The following is a 17,285-nucleotide window of genomic DNA, read 5'->3' on the forward strand; positions in this document are numbered from 1 at the left end:
CTCAGGGCACGGCCTGGCCCAGGCGCTGGTCCACGAAGCACCACCGCCAGTCCTCGCCCGGCTCGAACGAGCGGATCACCGGGTGGCCGGTCTCCTTGTAGTGGGCGGTGGCGTGCTTGCCGGGAGAGGAGTCGCAGCAGCCGATATGGCCGCACTCCAGGCACTTGCGCAGGTGGACCCATCGCATGCCGTGCTCCAGGCACTCCTGGCAGCCTTCGGGCGTGAGCGGCGCGGGGTCGGCCGTCACGAGCAGGTGTTCGCAGTTCCCCATGCCGCAGATGCTACGGCGCGCGACTGGGTGCCCGGCGCCCTCCCACGGCCGTGGGCCGGGTACGCCGAACCTCTACAAACTCCCCCTCGGGATCTGCACATCGCTTCCGTAGGTTCGTGGGCCATGACGACGACGGTCGACACCGGCGACTTCATCGCCTGGTTACGCGACTTCGAGGGCGCGGCGCTGCTGCGGCGCACGTGGGGCGACCCCGACTGGAGTGCGGGCGCACGGCTGGAGCCCGCCCTCGTACGGAGCCTCCAGCGGTTCCAGGTGGGGGAGGACGGCGACGGCGCCCGCCTCATGGACAAGGCACGCCGGGCGGGCGACCCCGTGTACGCGGAGGCGGTCCGCCTGTTCGTGGCGGAGGAGCGCGAGCACGCCCGCCTGCTGGGCAGGCTACTGGAGGCGGCGGGCGCGGCGACGATCTCCGGCCACTGGACCGACGCCGCCTTCGTCCGGCTGCGGCGGCTCCTCGGACTGCGCACGGAGCTGATGGTCCTGATGCTCGCCGAGGTGGTCGCGCTCGGCTACTACCGCGCGGTGCGCGACGGCGTCCGGGACCTCCTCGCCGCGGAGGTCGCGGGCCGGATCCTCGCCGACGAGCTGCGCCACGTGCCCTTCCACCGCGACCGGCTGCGGCTTGCCTTCCGGAGGTCCTCCCGGCTTTCGCGGACGATCGCCTCGGCCCTGTGGTGGTCGCTGCTGGCGGGCGTGCTGACCGTTGTCGCCCTCGATCACGGCGACGCCCTGCGCCGCGCCGGAGTGTCCAGGACCGCCTTCGCCCGCGAGGTCGCGGGGTATTTCCGCGGGGTCGTCACGGAGGTGATGACGCGGTGAGGGCGAAGGGCGCCCGGCTTCGTCTCCGCGGCGGGCGGGCCGCGGTTGGGTAGGGTGATCGGCATGCGACTCCTCCCGTTCGCCGCCGCCTGCGCGGCCGCCGTCCTGCTCGCCTCCGGCTGCGCGAGCGCGGACAAGGCGCAGACGTGCGCCGAGGCGACGCGGCTGATCAGCCAGACCATCAGCGGGATCGGCAAGGTCGTGGACGACCCCGCCGCCATGCGCAAGAAGATCGAGGACGGCGCCGCCGACCTGGAGGACATGGCGAACAAGGCCGCCGACACCACGCTCAGGGAGGCCCTCCAGGGGCTCGCCGGCAGCCTCCAGAAGCTCAACGTCGACGACGCCAAGGCGGCGGTGGACGCGGCGCAGAAGGTCGCCACCGACGGCGCGACCTACCTGCGTGAGGTCGGCAAGGCCTGCATGTGACCCGGCCGCCGGCGCCGGCCCGGCGCGCCGGACTCGCGGGGAACGGCAAAAGCGGCAACCCGGCAAATCTAGGGGAAAAGGGGCAGAAATAGCGTTCTCGCATGGAAGAGAACGAACCAGACCCCCGCTTCGTCCTCGCCAACGAGCGCACGTTCCTCACCTGGATCAGCACCTCGCTCGCGCTGAGCGCGGGCGGCATCGCCATCGCGGTCGTCCCCGGGGACGTCTTCGTGCCGTGGGTGCGCACGCTGCTCGCCGTCGTGCTCGTGCTGCTGTCCGCGGTGGCGGCCGGATCGGCCTATCCCCGCTGGCGGCACATCGACCGGGCGCTCCGGCAGGACCGCGCGCTCCCGCCGCCCGCCCTGGCCCCCATGTTCGGGTACGGCGTGGCCGCGGTGGCCGTCCTGGCCCTGCTCCTCATCCTCCTGGCGCGGTGAGCGGCCCGTGAGCGGCCAGCCGAGGCCGGGCCTGCACAGCGAGCGGACCCGGCTGGCCTGGGTCCGCACGGCCGTGACGATGTCGGGCTCGGCCGTCGTGGCGGCGGGGATCACGGTCCGTCACGACCTGCCCGGCCTCGCCGTCCCGTTCGCGGCGGCCGCCCTGGCCGGGGCGGTGCTGCTCCTGCGCACCGGGAGGCGGCACCGCGCCCTGGAGCGGACGCTCCTGCACGGGCGCCCGCTCGACCATCGGCTGGACGCCCGCATCGCCTGGGCCGGCGCGCTGGCCGTCGCCGCCGCGGCGCTGGTCGCGGTCGTCGCGATCACGATGTGATCCGCGGTCAGTCGCCCGCGGCGGCGATGGTCTCGGCGACCTCCTCCGCCCGTTCCTCCTCCTCGCGGGCGAAGCGCTCCGCGTCGAGCCGCTCGGCGATCTCCTCGTCCTGCCGCATCAGCGCGTCGAGGCTCTGCCCGGCCATGTCGAGCACGCCCATGTCGGCGTACGCCTGCTGGAGGCGAGGGCTCCACAGGCCGATGTCCTTCACGCACGGGACGATCCGGCTGAACAGCAGCGAACGGAACAGCCGCAGGTACTCCGACCGGTCCACGCACTCCATGGCCTCGGCGGACTCCTGCCGCGACAGGCCGACGGTCTCCCAGATCTCCTCGCCGCGCAGTCGGTCGCGCATGAGGTAGCACCCCTCGATCACGAAGTCCTCGCGCTCGCGCAGCTCGGCGTCGGACAGGTTCCGGTAGTAGTCGCGCAGCGCCATCCGGCCGAACGCCACGTGCCTGGCCTCATCCTGCATCACGTACGCGAGGATCTGCTTGGGCAGCGGTTTGGTGGTGATGTCGCGCATCACCCCGAACGCGGCCAGGGCCAGTCCCTCGATCAGCACCTGCATGCCGAGGTAGGGCATGTCCCACCGCGAGTCGCTCAGCGTGCTGTCCAGCAGCGCCTTGAGGTGCTCGTTGATGGGGTAGGCGAGCCCGACCTTCTCCTGGAGGAATCGCGCGTACGTCTCGGCGTGCCGCGCCTCGTCCATCGTCTGGGTGGCGGCGTAGAACTTGGAGTCGAGGTCGGGCACCGACTCCACGATGCGGGCCGAGCAGATCATCGCCCCCTGCTCGCCGTGCAGGAACTGGGAGAACTGCCAGGAGGCGTTGTGCCTGCGCACCTCGTCGCGCTGCCGCCGGTCCATGCGCTCCCACAGCGGGGAGCCGTGGATCGCGAGGGTGGTGTCGGGGACGCCGAGCACGTTGTACGGGTCGACCTCGAGGTCCCAGTCGATCCGCTTGACGGAGTCCCACTGCTTGTCCTTGCCCTTCTGGTAGAGGGCGAGCATGCGGTCCCGGCCGTCGTCGTACTCCCAGGTGAACCGGGCCGCTCCGGTCATCTCCACGTCCCACGTGGACAGCTCGGCGGGGATGGTGTAGAGCTTGTGGGTCGACACGAAGACCTCCCTTGACGTACACCGTACGTATCCTCCGTGAGCGTGTCACGTACGCTGTACGTACGTCAATGAACGGAGAACGCGCGCGGCGAGAGAGGATTCGGTCATGCTCAACCGGAACCGCATCGTCACCGCCGCCGTGGAGCTCATCGAGAGGGAGGGCGCCGACGCCGTCTCGATGCGCAGGATCGCCGCGGAACTGGGCGTCGGCGTCATGTCGCTGTACAACCACGTGCCCAGCAAGGCCGCACTGCTCGACGCCGTCGCCGAGGACGTGCTGTCGCGGATCGGCTTCACCGATGACCCGTCCGCCCACTGGACCGAGCGGGTGCGCATCCAGGCGCGGGCCTTCCGGCGCATCGCCCACCACTATCCCCGTTCCACGATGGTCGTGGTGAGCAGGCAACTGGGCTCGACCGCGGGCCTCCTCCCGGTGGAGCGCGCCCTGGCGACCCTGCGCGAGGCGGGCTTCGACGGCCGGGAGGCCGTCCGGATGCTGCGCATGTTCATCGCGTACGTCGTCGGCTCGCTGCTGCGGGAGGTGGGGGTGACCCCCACGTTCGCCCCCGTACGGGCCGACGCCGTGATCGCCGAGGTGGACCCGGCGCTGTTCCCCGTGGTGAGCGAGCTGCGGCCGCATCTGGACGCCTGCGACCACGACGAGGAGTTCGAGTTCGGCCTGGAACTGCTCGTCCAGGCGATGGCCGTACGGGCCGCCGCGCGGGCGGACGCGCAGGCCGACCGCGAGACCGGCGAGCGGGCCGGTCGTGGAGGCGCCCGGCGGTAGGCCGCCGGGCGCCTCCGCCCGGTCAGTACCAGTTGTGGGACCGGAAGTGGCCCCAGGCGCCGCACGGCGAACCGTAGCGGCCCTTGATGTACCGCAGCCCCCACCTGATCTGGGTCTGCGGGTTGAACCGCCAGTCGCCGGCGACGTAGCCCATCTTCCGCCCGGGCAGCGCCTGCGGGATGCCGTAGGCGCCCGAGCCCTGGTTGTAGGCCCGGTGGTCCCAGTTGCTCTCCCTGGTCCACAGGCTGTCCAGGCACTGGAACTGCTCGCCCGACCATGTGCGGCGGGTGACGAGCCTGAAGGCGTACGCCTTGCTGCGGATCCTCGCCGGAGCGCGGAACCGGGGCGGCTGCGCCGCCGCCCGCGTGGTCCACACTCCCACGTGGGTGACGGGCCGCATGCTCTCTCCGGTCCGCTCCGCGGCGGTCCACTCGTCGGCCCGCGCCACTCCGCTTCCGCCACCGGCCACGGTGGCCGCGATGACGGCGGCGACTGTGTTGCGTAGAACGCTTCTGCTGTCCAAATCGGTCCTTGTCGTCGGGTCGCGTGCGGAAGGCGGGCGCACGTGGCGCCCTCCGCGCGGCCGCGCGCCCATGGCGTGGGCGCCGCCGTCCGCTCGGCCCGCACCGGATCACCAAGAGCTTCCGGCGGGCACCGCGACGGGTCCTCACGCGGATTGAAATACGGCCGCCCGCCTCGCCGGCGGCATTCGCGGCACGCCGCGGACGGTTCTTTGCCGATCCGCCCCCCAACGCCGACCGTTCCCGGGGGAGCGGGTTACCGTGCACGGCGCGCCCTGCGGCGAGAGGGGACGGGACGCTCGTTTAGGGTGCGAACATGAGCGTTCTCGAGATTCCGGTGGCCACGATCGACGGTGAGAGCACGACCCTCGGCGACCTGCTCGGCGGCGGGGCCGCCCTGGTGGTCAACGTGGCGTCCAGGTGCGGGCTGACCCCCCAGTACGAGGGCCTGGTCGCCCTCCAGAAGGCGTACGCCGGCCGGGGGTTCACCGTCGTCGGTGTGCCCTGCAACCAGTTCATGGGCCAGGAGCCCGGCTCGGCCGAGGAGATCAAGGAGTTCTGCTCCACGACGTACGGCGTGGACTTCCCCCTGCTGGAGAAGACCGAGGTCAACGGCCCGGGGCGGCATCCCCTCTACGCCGAGCTGACCGAGGCCCCCGACGCGGAGGGCGAGGCGGGCGACATCCAGTGGAACTTCGAGAAGTTCCTGGTCGCCGCCGACGGCCAGGTGGTGGCCCGGTTCCGCCCCCGCGTGGTCCCCGAGGCCCCGGAGGTCACCGAGGCCATCGAGAAGGTCATCGCCTAGGGATTGAGACCCTGGGCCCGCAGCTCGCCCTCACGACGAGCTCGGTGGGCAGCGTGACGGTCGGAGGACGCCTGCCGTGCCGCAGCACCAGCTCGGCGGCGCGGTAGCCGATGTCCTGGGCGGGCTGGGCGATCACCGTCAGCGGCGGGGAGCACAGCTCGGCCCAGGGCACGTCGTCGAACATGATGAGCGACACGTCCTTGGGGATGCGCACGTCCAGCTCGCGGGCGGCCAGCACGGCCGCCTCGCCGAGCACGTTGCCGCCCGCGATCACCGCGGTGACGTCCGGCCGGTGCTGCAGCAGGCCCGCGGCCGCGGCGTAGGCGGAGTCGCGGCTCGACCGGGCGTGCACGACCAGGTCCCGGTCGGCGGGCAGCCCCAGCGAGGCGACCGCGGCGGTGAACGCGGCCACCCGCTGCGACTGCCCGTGCCTGCCGAGGTAGGCGATCTTCCGGTGGCCCAGCCCGGCCAGGTACTCCACGGCCGTCAGCACCCCCGCCCGGTCGTCGGGCACCACGCTGGGCACGTCCGCGCGCACCCGCCGGTCGGCGAACACCACGTTCAGCCCCGCGCGCAGCGCGGGCGCCCACATCTCCCCGTCCCCGGACGGCACCGCGATCAGCCGGTCCATGCTCTGCTCGATGAGCGTGCCGATCAGCTCGGCCTCCCGCTCGGGGTCGTCGCCGGTGACCCCCACCGTGACCGGCTCGCCGTACGAGCGGGCGCACGACAGCACGCCGTCGGTCAGCCGCGCGTAGAAGCTGTCGGTGATGTCGGGGACCAGCAGGCCGATGCCGCCCGTCCGCTGGCGCCTCAGGTTGCGTCCCAGCGCGCTCGGCCGGTAGTCGAGCCGCGCCGCCGCGGCGAGCACCTTCTCACGGGTCTCGGCGCTCGCCGAGCCGCCCGACAGAACCCGGGACACGGTGGCCACCCCGACCCCGGCCGCCTCCGCCACTTCCTTGATGGTTATCCGCCGCTGCGCTGGACCACTCATGGAAACGATTCCATCATCATTCCATGGGCTGTGTCACCGAAATCTTGACAATATGCGGTATTTCACGGGACAGTCTTGAAAACGTATCCACTCCCTCTTGTCTCGGAAGCGCGAAGGACTGGCATGGCTTCTATCGTTCTGAACAACGTCGACAAGATCTACGCGGGCGGGGTGAAGGCCGTGAACGGCCTCAACCTGGAGATCAAGGACGGCGAGTTCATGGTGCTGGTCGGCCCGTCGGGCTGTGGCAAGTCCACCGCCCTGCGGATGATCGCCGGCCTGGAGGACATCAGCGGCGGCGAGATCGTCATCGGCGACCGTGTCGTGAACCACCTTCCCCCGAAGGACCGCGACATCGCGATGGTCTTCCAGAACTACGCGCTCTACCCGCACATGACGGTCGAGGAGAACCTCGCCTTCGGCCTCAAGCTGCGCAAGATGTCGAAGCCCGAGATCCAGAAGCGGGTCAACGACGCCGCCCGCATGCTCGGCCTGGAGCAGTACCTCAAGCGCAAGCCGGCCGCCCTGTCCGGTGGTCAGCGTCAGCGTGTCGCGATGGGCCGCGCCATCGTCCGCGAGCCCCAGGCCTTCCTCATGGACGAGCCGCTGTCCAACCTGGACGCCAAGCTCCGCGTGTCCATGCGCGCCTCGCTCAACCAGCTCCACGAGAACCTCGGCGTCACCACGGTCTACGTCACCCACGACCAGGTCGAGGCCATGACCCTCGGCGACCGCGTCTGCGTCCTGCGCGACGGCGTGCTCCAGCAGGTGGACACCCCGCAGAACCTGTTCGACGACCCGGTCAACCTGTTCGTCGCCGGCTTCATGGGCTCCCCGTCCATGAACTTCGCCTACGCCGAGCTGGTCCGCGACAACGGCGGCGCGTCGGTGGCCTTCGCCGGCTACCGCCTCCCCGTCCCCGACTCGACCTTCGCCGAGAAGCCGGGCCTCGACCGCTACATCGGCCGCAAGATCATCCTCGGCATCCGGCCCTCCGACTTCGAGGACGCCGGCTCGGCCAGCGGCAACGGCGCCGGGTGGGTGCGCATCCCGGTCCGCGCCAACGTCACCGAGGAGCTGGGCTCGGAGATCAACGTCCTGTTCACGATCGACGCCCCGCCGGTCGAGCACAAGGACACCGTGGCCGCCGCCCACGACGGCGACGACGAGGAGACGACGCTGCCGCTGACCGGCGACAAGTCGCTGTGGACCGCGCGCGTCAACGCCCGCAGCCACGTCCGTCCCGGCCAGGAGATCGAGCTGGTCGTCGACACGCACAACCTGCACTTCTTCGACGTCGACTCGGGCCTGTCCATCGGCCACGAGGCCAACATCGGCCGCTGACCCCGGTCACCCCCGCCGTACGACGGGCGGCGGGGGATTCCCGGCGGAGCGCGGGTGCGGCACGCGCCCGCGCGGCCGATCGCCGGCCGGCATCCGCAAGGACGTCCACGCCTGCCTCCGGAACGCGGGGGAGTCGTGCCGGAAGCGCGCATAGAAGAAGCCGTGCGTGAGGCGCGCGTAACAGAGCAGCACGGCGGCGGTCGCGGCGGTGACCGCGGCCGCGGCCCCCGCGGGCACCCAGCCGAGCGCGACCGCGAGCCCGGTCGTCCCGGTGCCGGCCGAGACGCCGCACAGGGCGGGTGCCACCGTCCGCGCCGGTCCCGCCGTCCGGCCCGCGCGCCGCGGCCGGCGGACGGCGTACGCCCCGGCCCCCACGATGGCGGCCAGCGCAGGCAACAGCAGCCCGGCCGCGACCGTGGCCGGGCCGCGTCCGGCCGTCAGCCCGGCGGCCGTACAGGTCAGAACGAACCCGGCGAACAGCGAGCCGGACGGCCCGAGCCGCACCCTGCCCGGCGCCCTGCCGTACGGGAGGGCGCCGAGGCATACCCCGGCCAGGGCGGTCGCGAGCACCGCGAGGGACGGGTCGCCCAGCACGAGCGCCGTCCCGGCGAGGAACGCGCCGGTGACGGCGGCGACCGCGGCCAGCGCGCCGCCGAGCCGGTCGAGCAGCCCGTACGCGTTGGTCATCGCGACGATCCACATCACGCTGACCGGGCCGTCCAGCCAGTCGCCCGTCAGCGTCACCTGCACGCCGCACAGCACGACGCCGCCCGTCGCCACCGACTCCACGATGAGCCGCGTGACGAGCGGCAGCGCGCCCACCTCCGCGATGAGCCCGAGCAGCGCCACCGCCGCGGCGGCCAGCAGGACCGCGCTCACCCGCCGGTCCGGCGGGCCCAGGGCCGTCATCGCGCCCGCCGCCGTGCCCGCCGCCAGCATCACCCCGCTCAGGTAGGGGACCGTCCGGCGCACCGGGCGCAGACCCGCGGCCGCGACCAGGCAGGCGGCCGCTCCCGCGAGCACGGGCGCCAGCGCGGAAAGGGGCGTCATCGGCTGCCCACCTCCGACCGCGTCGCGCCGCGCAGCGCACGGTAGAGGGCCTCGGTGTCGGCCACCAGCCGGTCCACGCAGAACGCCCGCCCGGTCCACGCGCGGGCCGACTCGCCCATCCGCCGCGCCAGGCCGGGATCGACCAGCAGCCGTACGACGTGGTCGGCCATCTCGTCCGCGTCCGGTTCGGTCAGGAAGCCCGTGCGGCGGTCCATGACGACCTCGGGAACGCTGCCGACGCGCGTGGCCACCACCGGCAGGCCCGCCATGCCGGCCTCCACGAGCGCCAGCGGCGTGCCCTCGCTGTCGGAGGTGAGCAGCACCACGTCGGCGGCGGCGTACACGGTCTCGACGTCGCGCCGCCAGCCGAGCAGCCGGAAGGAGTCCCACATCGGCATGACGGCCCGCTCCACCTCCTCCTTCAGCTCGCCGCTGCCGCAGACGAGGAACCGGGCGCCGGGCAGCCGGGCCAGGACCGCCCTGGCGACCTCCGCGAGCCGGTCGGGCCGCTTGGCCTTCTTCAACCGGCCGACGTAGGCCACGATCGGCGCGTCCAGCGGGACGCCCAGCGCGGCGCGGGCCCGGGCGCGCTCGGGGAGCGGGCCGAGCCCGGTGCCGGGAGGGATGACGACGTACTGCTCGGCCCCGCCGATCCCGGCCGCGAGGAGGTCGTCGCGCACCCGGGCGCCGACCGTGACGAGGCGGTCGGTCATCCTCGCCAGCCGGCGCTCGATGCGGATGTAGACGGCCCGCCGTGAGCGGGAGAGCTGTCCGTCGAGGAGGTGGCCGTGGTAGCTGTGCACCCGCGCCGCCCCGACGCCCGACAGCCGCACCGCGAGGCGGCCGAGCGCGCCCGCCTTGGTGGTCCTGGTGTGCACGATGTGGGGCCTGAACTCGCGCATCGCGTTCGTCAGCCGAAACAGGGCCCGATAGTCGTCGGCCGGCTTGATCGCGCGGCCGAGGCCCGGCACCCGGTGGACCGGAATCGTCGCGTCGCGAAGCTGCAGGTGGTCGCCTTCGCCGCCGTCGACGTATCCGGTGTACAGGCGATGGTCGAACTCCGCCGGGCTGAGCCGCTCGCACAACCCGGTGACCTGGGTGGCGGGACCGCTCACGTTCATCCGGGCGATTATCTCCATGACACGAATCCGGTCGTCCGGTTTCATGCTGGCTCCTCCCTGATCATGTCGGAGAAGCTAGTCCGCGGTCCCACCGCCGACGGGTCGCCCGGACGCCGCCGGAAGAGACTTTTCCCTATCCGTACCCAAGCCTTACAGCGGTCCCGACCGCCAATCCCGGGGGTGGCGGCGGGGTCGCTCCTACAGTTCGTAGCGTGGCGGAGAAGCTGGTGGTCGTGGGCCAGGGCAGTGCCGGGCTGCCCCTGGCGATGCGCGCCGTGGAGGCCGGGTTCCGCGTCGTCGGCCTCGACGAGGACGAGTGGCGGGTCAAGCGGCTGAACGCGGGGGAGCCGTGCGCCGAGGGCGTCGGCGCCGCCGCGCTGGCCGCCGCGCACGCCTCCGGCCGTTACGCGGCCAGCGCCGACGCGGCCGACGCCTCCGGGTTCGACGTCTGCGTGCTCACCTCGCCCGTGCGGATGCGGAACGGCGCGCCCGACCTCGGCCCGCTCGGCTCGGCCGCCGGCCGGATCGCCCCGTTCCTGCGGCCGGGGGCGACCGTGGTGCTGGAGGGCACCGCCTACCCCGGCACCACCGAGGAGTTCGTACGGCCGCTGCTCGAACTGGGGTCGGGACTGCGCGCGGGAGACGACTTCCACCTCGGCCACAGCCCGCACCGGGCCGAGCCGGGCAACCCGCGCTGGCGGCTCGGCAACACGCCCAAGGTCGTCTCGGGCGTCGACGCGGCCTCGCTGCGGGCGGTGACGGACTTCTACGGCAGGCTGGTGCGGGAGACCGTCCCGGTCTCCTCACCTCGGGTGTCGGAGTTGTGCGCGCTGCTGGAGAGCGCCAGCGCGCACGTCGGCGCGGCCCTGGCGAACGAGCTGTCGATCTTCGCCGCGCACCTCGGCGTCGACGCGTGGGAGGCGGTCGAGGCCGCCGCCACCACGCCGTTCGGGTACGCCGCCGTGGCACCCTGCCCCGGGCTCGAGGACTCCTGCCTGCCGCTCGACGTGGCGTACCTGCCGTGGGGGATCCGGCGCGGCGTCGGGCGGGGATTCCGGCTGGTCGAGGCGGCCAACGACGTCAACGTGCACATGCCCGCCCACGTGGTCGACCGGCTCTGCCTCGCGCTCAACCGGAGGTGCCGCTCCATCAGGGGCAGCAGGATCCTGCTGCTCGGGCTGTCGCCGGTCGAGGTCGCCAAGACGCTGTGCCGGCTCGGCGCCCGGGTGCGGGCCGCGGATCCCCGCGCCGACGACCTCGTCGTACCGGCCGGGGTCGAGATGGTCGAGCCGGACGCCGCCGAGCTGGCCAGGGCCGACGCGGTCGTCGTGCTCGGCGGGCAGGACTGCTACGACTACGACCTGGTCCAGCGGGCCAGCCGGTTCGTCTTCGACACCCGGGGCCGCTGCCGCGGCCCGAACGTCGAACGGCTGTGACTCAGCGGTAACGCAGCCTCGCCATGCGGCCGACCAGGTTGAGCGGCAGGAGCCTGGCCAGCGCCGCGACCGCCTTGTAGCGGACCGAAGGGACGCTCACCCAGGCCCCGCGGGCGAGGTCGCGCATCGCGTCGGCGGCGACGCGGTCGGCCGACAGCCACGCGAAGCGCGGCAGGCCGGACATGTCGAGCTTGGCCCGGTCGTGGAACTCGGTCCGCACGAACCCGGGGCACAGCGCCATCACCCGCACGCCGTGCCGGTTGACCATGTTGGCCGCCGAGGCGCTGTAGTTCACCACCCACGACTTCGTGGCGCTGTAGGTGCCGCCAGGAAGGAACGCGGCGACCGAGGCCACGTTCACGACCCCGCCCCGCCTCTTGGAGATCATGTACGGCAGGGCCGCCCGGGTCAGCCGCAGCACGGCCTCGCAGTGCAGCCGCAGCATCCGGACCTCCTCCTCGACGGGGGTGTCCAGGAAGCCGCCGTGGTGCCCGAACCCGGCGTTGTTGACCAGCAGGTCGATGCCGGAACGCAGTCGTTCCTCGACCGCCGCCGTCCCCTCCTCGGTGGTCAGGTCGGCGCGCAGCGGCTCGACCGGCACGCCGTACCGCTTGTGCAGGGCCTCGGCGGAGGCGGCGAGCCGCTCCTCGTCGCGGGCCACCAGGACCAGGGAGAATCCGTCGGCGGCCAGGCGGCGCGCGAAGGCGGCGCCGATCCCGGCGGTCGCGCCGGTGATGAGTGCGGTGGGCATGACGGCAGCGTACCCACCGGACGGGCCGGTCCCGTCCGGCCCGCCGCGCGCCCCGTCCCTGAGGCGGTGGTCACACCGCGCCGGTGCGGCTGATCAGCTCCTCCACCTTCGCGCTGAGCCGGGCGGCGCGGGGCCAGCCGGCGTACAGGGTGAGGAACACGACCGTCTCGCGCAGTTCCGCCGGGGTCAGCTCGCCCGAGCGCAGGGCGGTGTCGAGGTGCAGTTCGAGCATGTCGTCCATGTCCTGGCCGACGAGCAGGCCGAGCAGCAGCAACCGCCGTTCCCTGACCGTGAGGACCTGCCGGGACCAGACCTCGGAGAACATGCGCTCCGCCGTCACCCCGAAGAAGCCGTCCGTCCCCTCGCCGGTGCCGTCTTCTTCGTAGACCTGCTTCATGTTCGCCAGCCTTCCCACGGTGATTCCTGACGGCATGCATCAAGTTGTCGTGTTCGAGGCAGTCAGGCGTTACATGATCTGCTCATCCGACACCTGGCGATCTCAATGGGCGGGTCTTCCGTGCGTCATGCCTGCTTTCGGCGGTCGTCCATTGGGTATCGCCATCAGAGGGCCACCGGGGGCGGACGCCGGTGCCGGCGCGGCGATGTGAGCAGCCTCCGTGTAACAGGAAGAGCCAAGATTCGAGAAAGATTCGGTCTAGTTTTCCGGCCCATCGCAGATTTACCGTTGGAAGGACAGTCGGAAAACGGGCACTACTACCTCGTAGACCCGCAAAGCGGAGGTTAGGCCCTGGTGGAAAGACCGCGGGTAAAGACCGGGGTGGTGGAAACGGTCGTGGGGGCGGCGGTGGCCGCCTCCTTGCTGTCCGGCTGTGCCGGCCCCCAATACACCTACGTACGGGACGACTCGGGCGGCACCTACTTCAAGGTCCCCGCCTCATGGCGGCAGATCGACCAGAAGAGCCTCGACAAGGAGGTCTTCGGCGACACGGAGTCGGCCACCACGCAGGTGGTGAAACAGCTGGTGTGGACGACGGCCTTCGACGCCCATGCCGATCCGTCCGCGGGGCACCTGCTGCAGGGCTCGCCCGGAGCCGAAGACCAGCCGTTCGTCTTCGCCAAGGTGGAGAAGCTCACGGAGGACGCGCAGAACGCGGTGTCGCTCAATGAGCTGCGCAACTCCAGCGGGCTCTACGTGGTCGTGCCCGAGGAGACGCGCCAGAAGATGGAGGAGGCCACGGCCTACAAGGGCTTCGAGCTGCTGGCCGACGAGGTGCTGCCCGTGGCGGACGGCCTGCGCGGAGTGCACAGCGTGTTCAACTACCGTCTGCTGGGCGGCCCGGTGCAGACCTTCGACGAGACCGCTTACCTGTCCGCCGACGGGACGACGGTCTCCACCCTGTTGATCCGCTGCTCGCCCGCGTGCTACCGCCAGCGGGCCGCGGAGATCGACACCGTCGTCAAGTCCTTCAAGGTCAAGCACCTCATCAACCCGTGAAGGAGCCCCTCATATGAGCACGGCCCTCCCACCGAAGCACCACGAGGGGCTTCGCGAGCCGGGGTCGGGTCCGGTGGACCGCGACCCCCTCACCAGGAAACGTCTGCCGCTGTGGGACCGGACCAAATTCCTCCTCCTGCTCGCCGTCGCGTTCGGAGTGCTGGTCTGGAACACCACCGCCACCTATGAGGGCATCATCTCCATCTACGACGCCTTCGTGCTGACCGTCAGGGACGCGTCCTGGATCCTGTGGCTCGTCGGCGTCGAGGTGGTCCGGCAGATCCACTTCCTGATCAGTGAGCGCTCGGCCGGCTACCACCGGTTCTGGACGCGGAAGGTCTTCGGCGGCTGGAACGGCTGGACCCACCGCAGGTTCAACGACTGGAACCGCTACCGCATCGCGCGGGCCGTCAAGTGGGCCGTCTGGATCGCGGTCATCGCGCTGGTGCTCGGCAAGGTGCAGCAGGTCTCGCCGCTGCAGGCGCTGTTCAGCGTGCCGGCCACCGTGTGGGGCTTCCTCCCCATGGTCCTGCAGCTCATGCTGATCATGGTGGTCGCCGTGGGGCAGTTCGTGGCGATCTTCTGGTTCCTGTCGCGGGGCGGCGTCGACGTCTATTTTCCCGACGACATCAAGACGCGCTTCTCCGACGTCTGGGGCCAGGACCACGTCGTCGAGCGGGTCAAGGAGAACATCGTCTTCCTGGAGAAGCCGGACGAGATCGAGGCCAGGGGCGGCTACGTGCCCAGCGGCATCCTGCTGTGGGGCCCGCCCGGCACCGGCAAGACGCTGATGGCCGAGGCGGTCGCCGGCTCGACCGGCAAGCCGTACGTGTTCGTCGACCCGGGCGCGTTCATCAACATGTTCTTCGGCGTCGGCGTCCTGAAGGTCAAGTCGCTGTTCCGCAAGCTCCGCAAGCTGGCCCTGCGGTACGGCGGCGTCATCGTCTTCTTCGACGAGGCCGACTCGCTCGGCAACCGCGGCGCGCTCGCGCAGGGCGGACCCGGCGGCTGGGGCAGGTCGGCGCCGGCGCCGTTCGAGGACTCCGGCTGCAACGGCTTCGCCTACCTCGACCCGCACACCCGCACCACGCTCGGCCGTCACGCCGCCGGCCCGCCCGCCGAGGCCGCGCGGATGCCGCGCACCGGCGCCCTCGTCAACCGCATCATGTACGGCGGGGGCATGGGCGGCGGCGGTGGCGGCATGGGCACGCTGGAGGCGCTGCTCACCGAGATCTCCGGCCTGAAGAAGCCGCGCGGCTTCGTCAACCGCTACGTGCGCAGGCTGCTCGGCATGCGGCCCAAGCCGCCGCCGAAGTACCGCATCCTCATCATGATGGCCACCAACCTGCCCGAGGCCCTGGACGAGGCGCTGCTGCGGCCCGGCCGTATCGACCGCATCTACAAGGTCGGCTATCCCTCGAAGGCGGGGCGGATCCGCACGTACAAGGGCTACTTCGACAAGGTCAGCCACCAGCTCACCGACGAGCAGATCGACAAGCTCGCCACGATCACGCCGTACGCCACCGGCGCCACGATCAAGGACCTGGTCAACGAGTCGCTGATCACCGCGATCCGGGACGGCCGGGAGACCATCACCTGGTCGGACGTCATGCGGGCCAAGCGGCTCAAGCAGCTCGGGCCGCCCGAGGACGTGGAGTACATCGAGCGGGAGCGGCACGCGGTCGCGGTGCACGAGGCGTGCCACGCGGTCGTCGCCTACCGCACCCGCCACCACCTGGAGATCGACCTGGCGACGATCGAGAAGGGCGCCGACTACCTCGGCATGGTGGCCAGCATCAAGCCGGAGGACCAGTTCACCCGGTGGAAGTCGGAGTACGAGGCCGACATCATGGTGTCCCTCGCCTCGCTGGCGGGGGAGCGGATGTTCTTCGGCGAGGACAACTCCTCCGGCGTCTCCAGCGACCTGCAGAGCGCGACCGCGATCACCGGGCTGATGGAGGCCCACTGGGGCATGGGCATCGGGGTGGCCTCGCTGCCCGCGCTGCAGGAGCTCGGCCTGCGCGAGGGCAAGGCGGCCCAGCCGCAGCCCGGAGGCGGCGGCATCGGCTTCACCGGCACTCCGGCGGGCCGGCGCGACGAGATGGTGCCCGACATGCTCCCCGAGCGGATCGAGTTCAACCTCAGCCGGCTGCTGGAGAAGACGGCCGAGCTGCTGCGGGACAACCGCCGCGAGGTGCTGTCGGTCGCGCACGCGCTGGAACAGCACAAGACGCTCAACGGTGACGACGTGGTCGCCGTCATCGAGTGCAGGATGGGCCCGCTCATCGACGGTGGCGTGTACAACTCCGACGAGTTCTACGAGGACATCGAGACCTACCACACGGCCGCGGTGGAGGCTCACCGCACCCACAGCGAGGTCCCGGTCGAGCTCCCGCTGCCCCGGACCCGGGTGATCGAGGCGTCGGTCGTGGCGGCGTCCGCAGGCGGCGCCGCGCCGGTGCTGGTCGCCCCGCCGCCGAACGGCCTGGCCGGCGGCAACGGGCACGCCCCGGCGGTGCAGCCGGTGGCGCCGGCGCAGCCGGACTTCGTGCCGTGGCACGGCACGACGCCGCCGGTCTCCCCGGCCCCGCCGCTCGGGCTGTCATACGGCGCACAGTCCCGCAGGTCGTCCGGCGCGCTGTGGGTGGTCGTCGGCGTCGTCGTGGCGGTGGTGCTGCTCACGCTGCTGGGGGTGCTGCTCTTCGCCTCGCCGCGGGGCGTGGCCGGCGCCGGGGCGGCGGTCGGGGGCGTGCCCGCCGGCACGGCCGTCCTGCTGGCCGTCGCGCTGGTCGCGGTGATCGGCGGCATCGCGGTCGCGGTCCTGCTGGTCCGCTCCCACCAGGCGGGGCGGCGGCAGGCCGAGGAGGCCAGAGACCGGGCGGCCGAACGGGCGCAGTTGCTCGCGGCGGCCATGGACCCCGAGGTCGCGATGCGGCTGCTCGGCTACGACGGCAGGCGAGGCCCGGAGGCCTGAGGCGCCTTCGCGATCCGATCCCCGGCAGGCCGTGCCCGCCGGGGATCGGCGTTTTCCCGGCCACATTCGCTTCAGTAACTTAATTAAGTTACTGATACAGTTTGGCGCATGCCCGAGTTCGCCGAGCTGAGCATCGCCGGCCTGACCCGCGTGCTCGAAGACTTCACCCGCATGCACATCCGGCTGCCCGCCGAGCGGAGACTGAGCTTCACCACCCTGTCCGTGCTGCACACGCTGGCGGGCGGCGGCCCCAAGCGGCTCACCGATCTGGCCGGCAGCGAACAGGTCACGCAGTCGGCGATCACCCAGATGGTGACCAAACTGGAGCGCGAGGGCCTGGTGGAGCGTCACCCCGATCCGTCGGACGGCAGGGCGGTCCTCGTCCACGTCACGGCCGCGGGCGCCGCGATCGTGGACGGACGGCGGGCCGAGCGCATGGCCCGGCTCTCCGAGCTCGCCGACGGGCTCACCCGGGCGGAGCGGGCGGCCATCGCGGCGGCGCTGCCCGCGCTGGCCCGCATGGTCGAACTGCACAGTGTCCACGGCACGGCCCCCGGCACGAACCCTGGCACGAACCCTGGCACGGACACGCCACGCGACAGTGCGAGGAGATGA

The 17,285-nt window shown here is 71.9% G+C and carries 19 protein-coding genes; 11 read left to right on the forward strand and 8 right to left on the reverse strand.

Features of this window, described 5'->3' with window-relative positions; all coding sequences use genetic code 11:
• Window position 1: 1 nt before the first annotated feature.
• Window positions 2-271, reverse strand: a complete 270-nt coding sequence (locus ACQEVJ_RS13330) for a ubiquitin carboxyl-terminal hydrolase 14 (protein ID WP_433100658.1) — start codon at window positions 269-271, stop codon at window positions 2-4.
• 123 nt (window positions 272-394) lie between these two features.
• Here ACQEVJ_RS13330 and ACQEVJ_RS13335 point away from each other — a divergent pair, with 123 nt between their 5' ends.
• From ACQEVJ_RS13335 to ACQEVJ_RS13350, 4 genes are all read left to right on the forward strand, one after another.
• Window positions 395-1,111, forward strand: coding sequence for a ferritin-like domain-containing protein (locus tag ACQEVJ_RS13335; protein ID WP_433100660.1), 717 nt, complete (start codon window positions 395-397; stop codon window positions 1,109-1,111).
• A 63-nt stretch (window positions 1,112-1,174) separates the two neighbouring features.
• On the forward strand, window positions 1,175-1,540 hold the full coding sequence (locus ACQEVJ_RS13340) for a hypothetical protein (protein WP_433100662.1): 366 nt from the start codon (window positions 1,175-1,177) through the stop codon (window positions 1,538-1,540).
• A gap of 101 nt (window positions 1,541-1,641) precedes the next feature.
• Entirely contained in the window at window positions 1,642-1,977 is a 336-nt protein-coding gene (locus ACQEVJ_RS13345) for a YidH family protein (protein ID WP_433100664.1), read from the forward strand.
• 7 nt (window positions 1,978-1,984) lie between these two features.
• Window positions 1,985-2,311 carry a DUF202 domain-containing protein gene (locus tag ACQEVJ_RS13350; RefSeq protein WP_433100666.1) on the forward strand — a complete coding sequence of 109 codons (327 nt, stop codon included), beginning with the start codon at window positions 1,985-1,987 and terminating at the stop codon, window positions 2,309-2,311.
• A gap of 7 nt (window positions 2,312-2,318) precedes the next feature.
• On the opposite strand, the gene ACQEVJ_RS13355 is transcribed toward ACQEVJ_RS13350, so the two are convergent.
• On the reverse strand, window positions 2,319-3,431 hold the full coding sequence (locus ACQEVJ_RS13355; RefSeq protein ID WP_433100668.1) for a ferritin-like domain-containing protein: 1,113 nt from the start codon (window positions 3,429-3,431) through the stop codon (window positions 2,319-2,321).
• A 106-nt stretch (window positions 3,432-3,537) separates the two neighbouring features.
• Between ACQEVJ_RS13355 and ACQEVJ_RS13360 the strand changes: the two genes are divergently transcribed.
• Window positions 3,538-4,218, forward strand: coding sequence for a TetR/AcrR family transcriptional regulator C-terminal domain-containing protein (locus tag ACQEVJ_RS13360; protein WP_433100670.1), 681 nt, complete (start codon window positions 3,538-3,540; stop codon window positions 4,216-4,218).
• 22 nt (window positions 4,219-4,240) lie between these two features.
• On the opposite strand, the gene ACQEVJ_RS13365 is transcribed toward ACQEVJ_RS13360, so the two are convergent.
• The gene (locus tag ACQEVJ_RS13365; RefSeq protein WP_433100672.1) at window positions 4,241-4,741 is read right to left on the reverse strand and encodes a lytic transglycosylase domain-containing protein; all 501 of its coding nucleotides are present in this window, start codon (window positions 4,739-4,741) and stop codon (window positions 4,241-4,243) included.
• 314 nt (window positions 4,742-5,055) lie between these two features.
• Between ACQEVJ_RS13365 and ACQEVJ_RS13370 the strand changes: the two genes are divergently transcribed.
• Window positions 5,056-5,544 (forward strand): glutathione peroxidase, encoded by a 489-nt coding sequence (locus ACQEVJ_RS13370; RefSeq protein WP_433100674.1) that lies wholly within the window; start codon window positions 5,056-5,058, stop codon window positions 5,542-5,544.
• On the opposite strand, the gene ACQEVJ_RS13375 is transcribed toward ACQEVJ_RS13370, so the two are convergent.
• Entirely contained in the window at window positions 5,534-6,538 is a 1,005-nt protein-coding gene (locus ACQEVJ_RS13375) for a LacI family DNA-binding transcriptional regulator (RefSeq protein WP_433100676.1), read from the reverse strand. The genes ACQEVJ_RS13370 and ACQEVJ_RS13375 overlap by 11 nt on opposite strands.
• A 123-nt stretch (window positions 6,539-6,661) precedes the next feature.
• Between ACQEVJ_RS13375 and ACQEVJ_RS13380 the strand changes: the two genes are divergently transcribed.
• A complete protein-coding gene (locus ACQEVJ_RS13380; RefSeq protein WP_433100678.1) occupies window positions 6,662-7,882 on the forward strand; it encodes an ABC transporter ATP-binding protein in 1,221 nt (406 codons plus the stop codon).
• A 6-nt stretch (window positions 7,883-7,888) separates the two neighbouring features.
• Here the strand turns inward: ACQEVJ_RS13380 and ACQEVJ_RS13385 are convergent, their stop codons facing one another.
• Window positions 7,889-8,932, reverse strand: coding sequence for a hypothetical protein (locus ACQEVJ_RS13385; RefSeq protein ID WP_433100680.1), 1,044 nt, complete (start codon window positions 8,930-8,932; stop codon window positions 7,889-7,891).
• Window positions 8,929-10,098, reverse strand: a complete 1,170-nt coding sequence (locus tag ACQEVJ_RS13390; protein WP_433100682.1) for a glycosyltransferase — start codon at window positions 10,096-10,098, stop codon at window positions 8,929-8,931. Before ACQEVJ_RS13390 ends, ACQEVJ_RS13385 begins: the two co-directional genes overlap by 4 nt.
• Before the next feature lie 167 nt (window positions 10,099-10,265).
• On the opposite strand from ACQEVJ_RS13390, the gene ACQEVJ_RS13395 reads away from it, so the two are divergent.
• Window positions 10,266-11,489: a nucleotide sugar dehydrogenase gene (locus ACQEVJ_RS13395; RefSeq protein WP_433100684.1), complete on the forward strand. Its 1,224-nt coding sequence runs from the start codon at window positions 10,266-10,268 to the stop codon at window positions 11,487-11,489.
• 1 nt (window position 11,490) lies between these two features.
• Here ACQEVJ_RS13395 and ACQEVJ_RS13400 read toward each other — a convergent pair whose 3' ends face one another.
• Together ACQEVJ_RS13400 and ACQEVJ_RS13405 are read right to left on the reverse strand one after the other, a co-directional pair.
• Window positions 11,491-12,240: an SDR family NAD(P)-dependent oxidoreductase gene (locus tag ACQEVJ_RS13400; RefSeq protein ID WP_433100686.1), complete on the reverse strand. Its 750-nt coding sequence runs from the start codon at window positions 12,238-12,240 to the stop codon at window positions 11,491-11,493.
• 70 nt (window positions 12,241-12,310) lie between these two features.
• Window positions 12,311-12,637, reverse strand: coding sequence for a carboxymuconolactone decarboxylase family protein (locus ACQEVJ_RS13405; protein WP_433100688.1), 327 nt, complete (start codon window positions 12,635-12,637; stop codon window positions 12,311-12,313).
• A 384-nt stretch (window positions 12,638-13,021) separates the two neighbouring features.
• On the opposite strand from ACQEVJ_RS13405, the gene ACQEVJ_RS13410 reads away from it, so the two are divergent.
• The 3 genes from ACQEVJ_RS13410 (at window position 13,022) to ACQEVJ_RS13420 (ending at window position 17,285) form a co-directional block, all read left to right on the forward strand.
• Complete coding sequence (locus ACQEVJ_RS13410; protein ID WP_433100690.1) at window positions 13,022-13,696, forward strand: hypothetical protein; 675 nt, start codon at window positions 13,022-13,024, stop codon at window positions 13,694-13,696.
• A 13-nt stretch (window positions 13,697-13,709) separates the two neighbouring features.
• Window positions 13,710-16,670 (forward strand): AAA family ATPase, encoded by a 2,961-nt coding sequence (locus ACQEVJ_RS13415; RefSeq protein ID WP_433100692.1) that lies wholly within the window; start codon window positions 13,710-13,712, stop codon window positions 16,668-16,670.
• 108 nt (window positions 16,671-16,778) lie between these two features.
• Window positions 16,779-17,285, forward strand: a complete 507-nt coding sequence (locus ACQEVJ_RS13420) for a MarR family winged helix-turn-helix transcriptional regulator (protein WP_433100694.1) — start codon at window positions 16,779-16,781, stop codon at window positions 17,283-17,285.

Source organism: Microbispora sp. CA-102843 (assembly GCF_050936215.1).
Taxonomy (GTDB): domain Bacteria; phylum Actinomycetota; class Actinomycetes; order Streptosporangiales; family Streptosporangiaceae; genus Microbispora.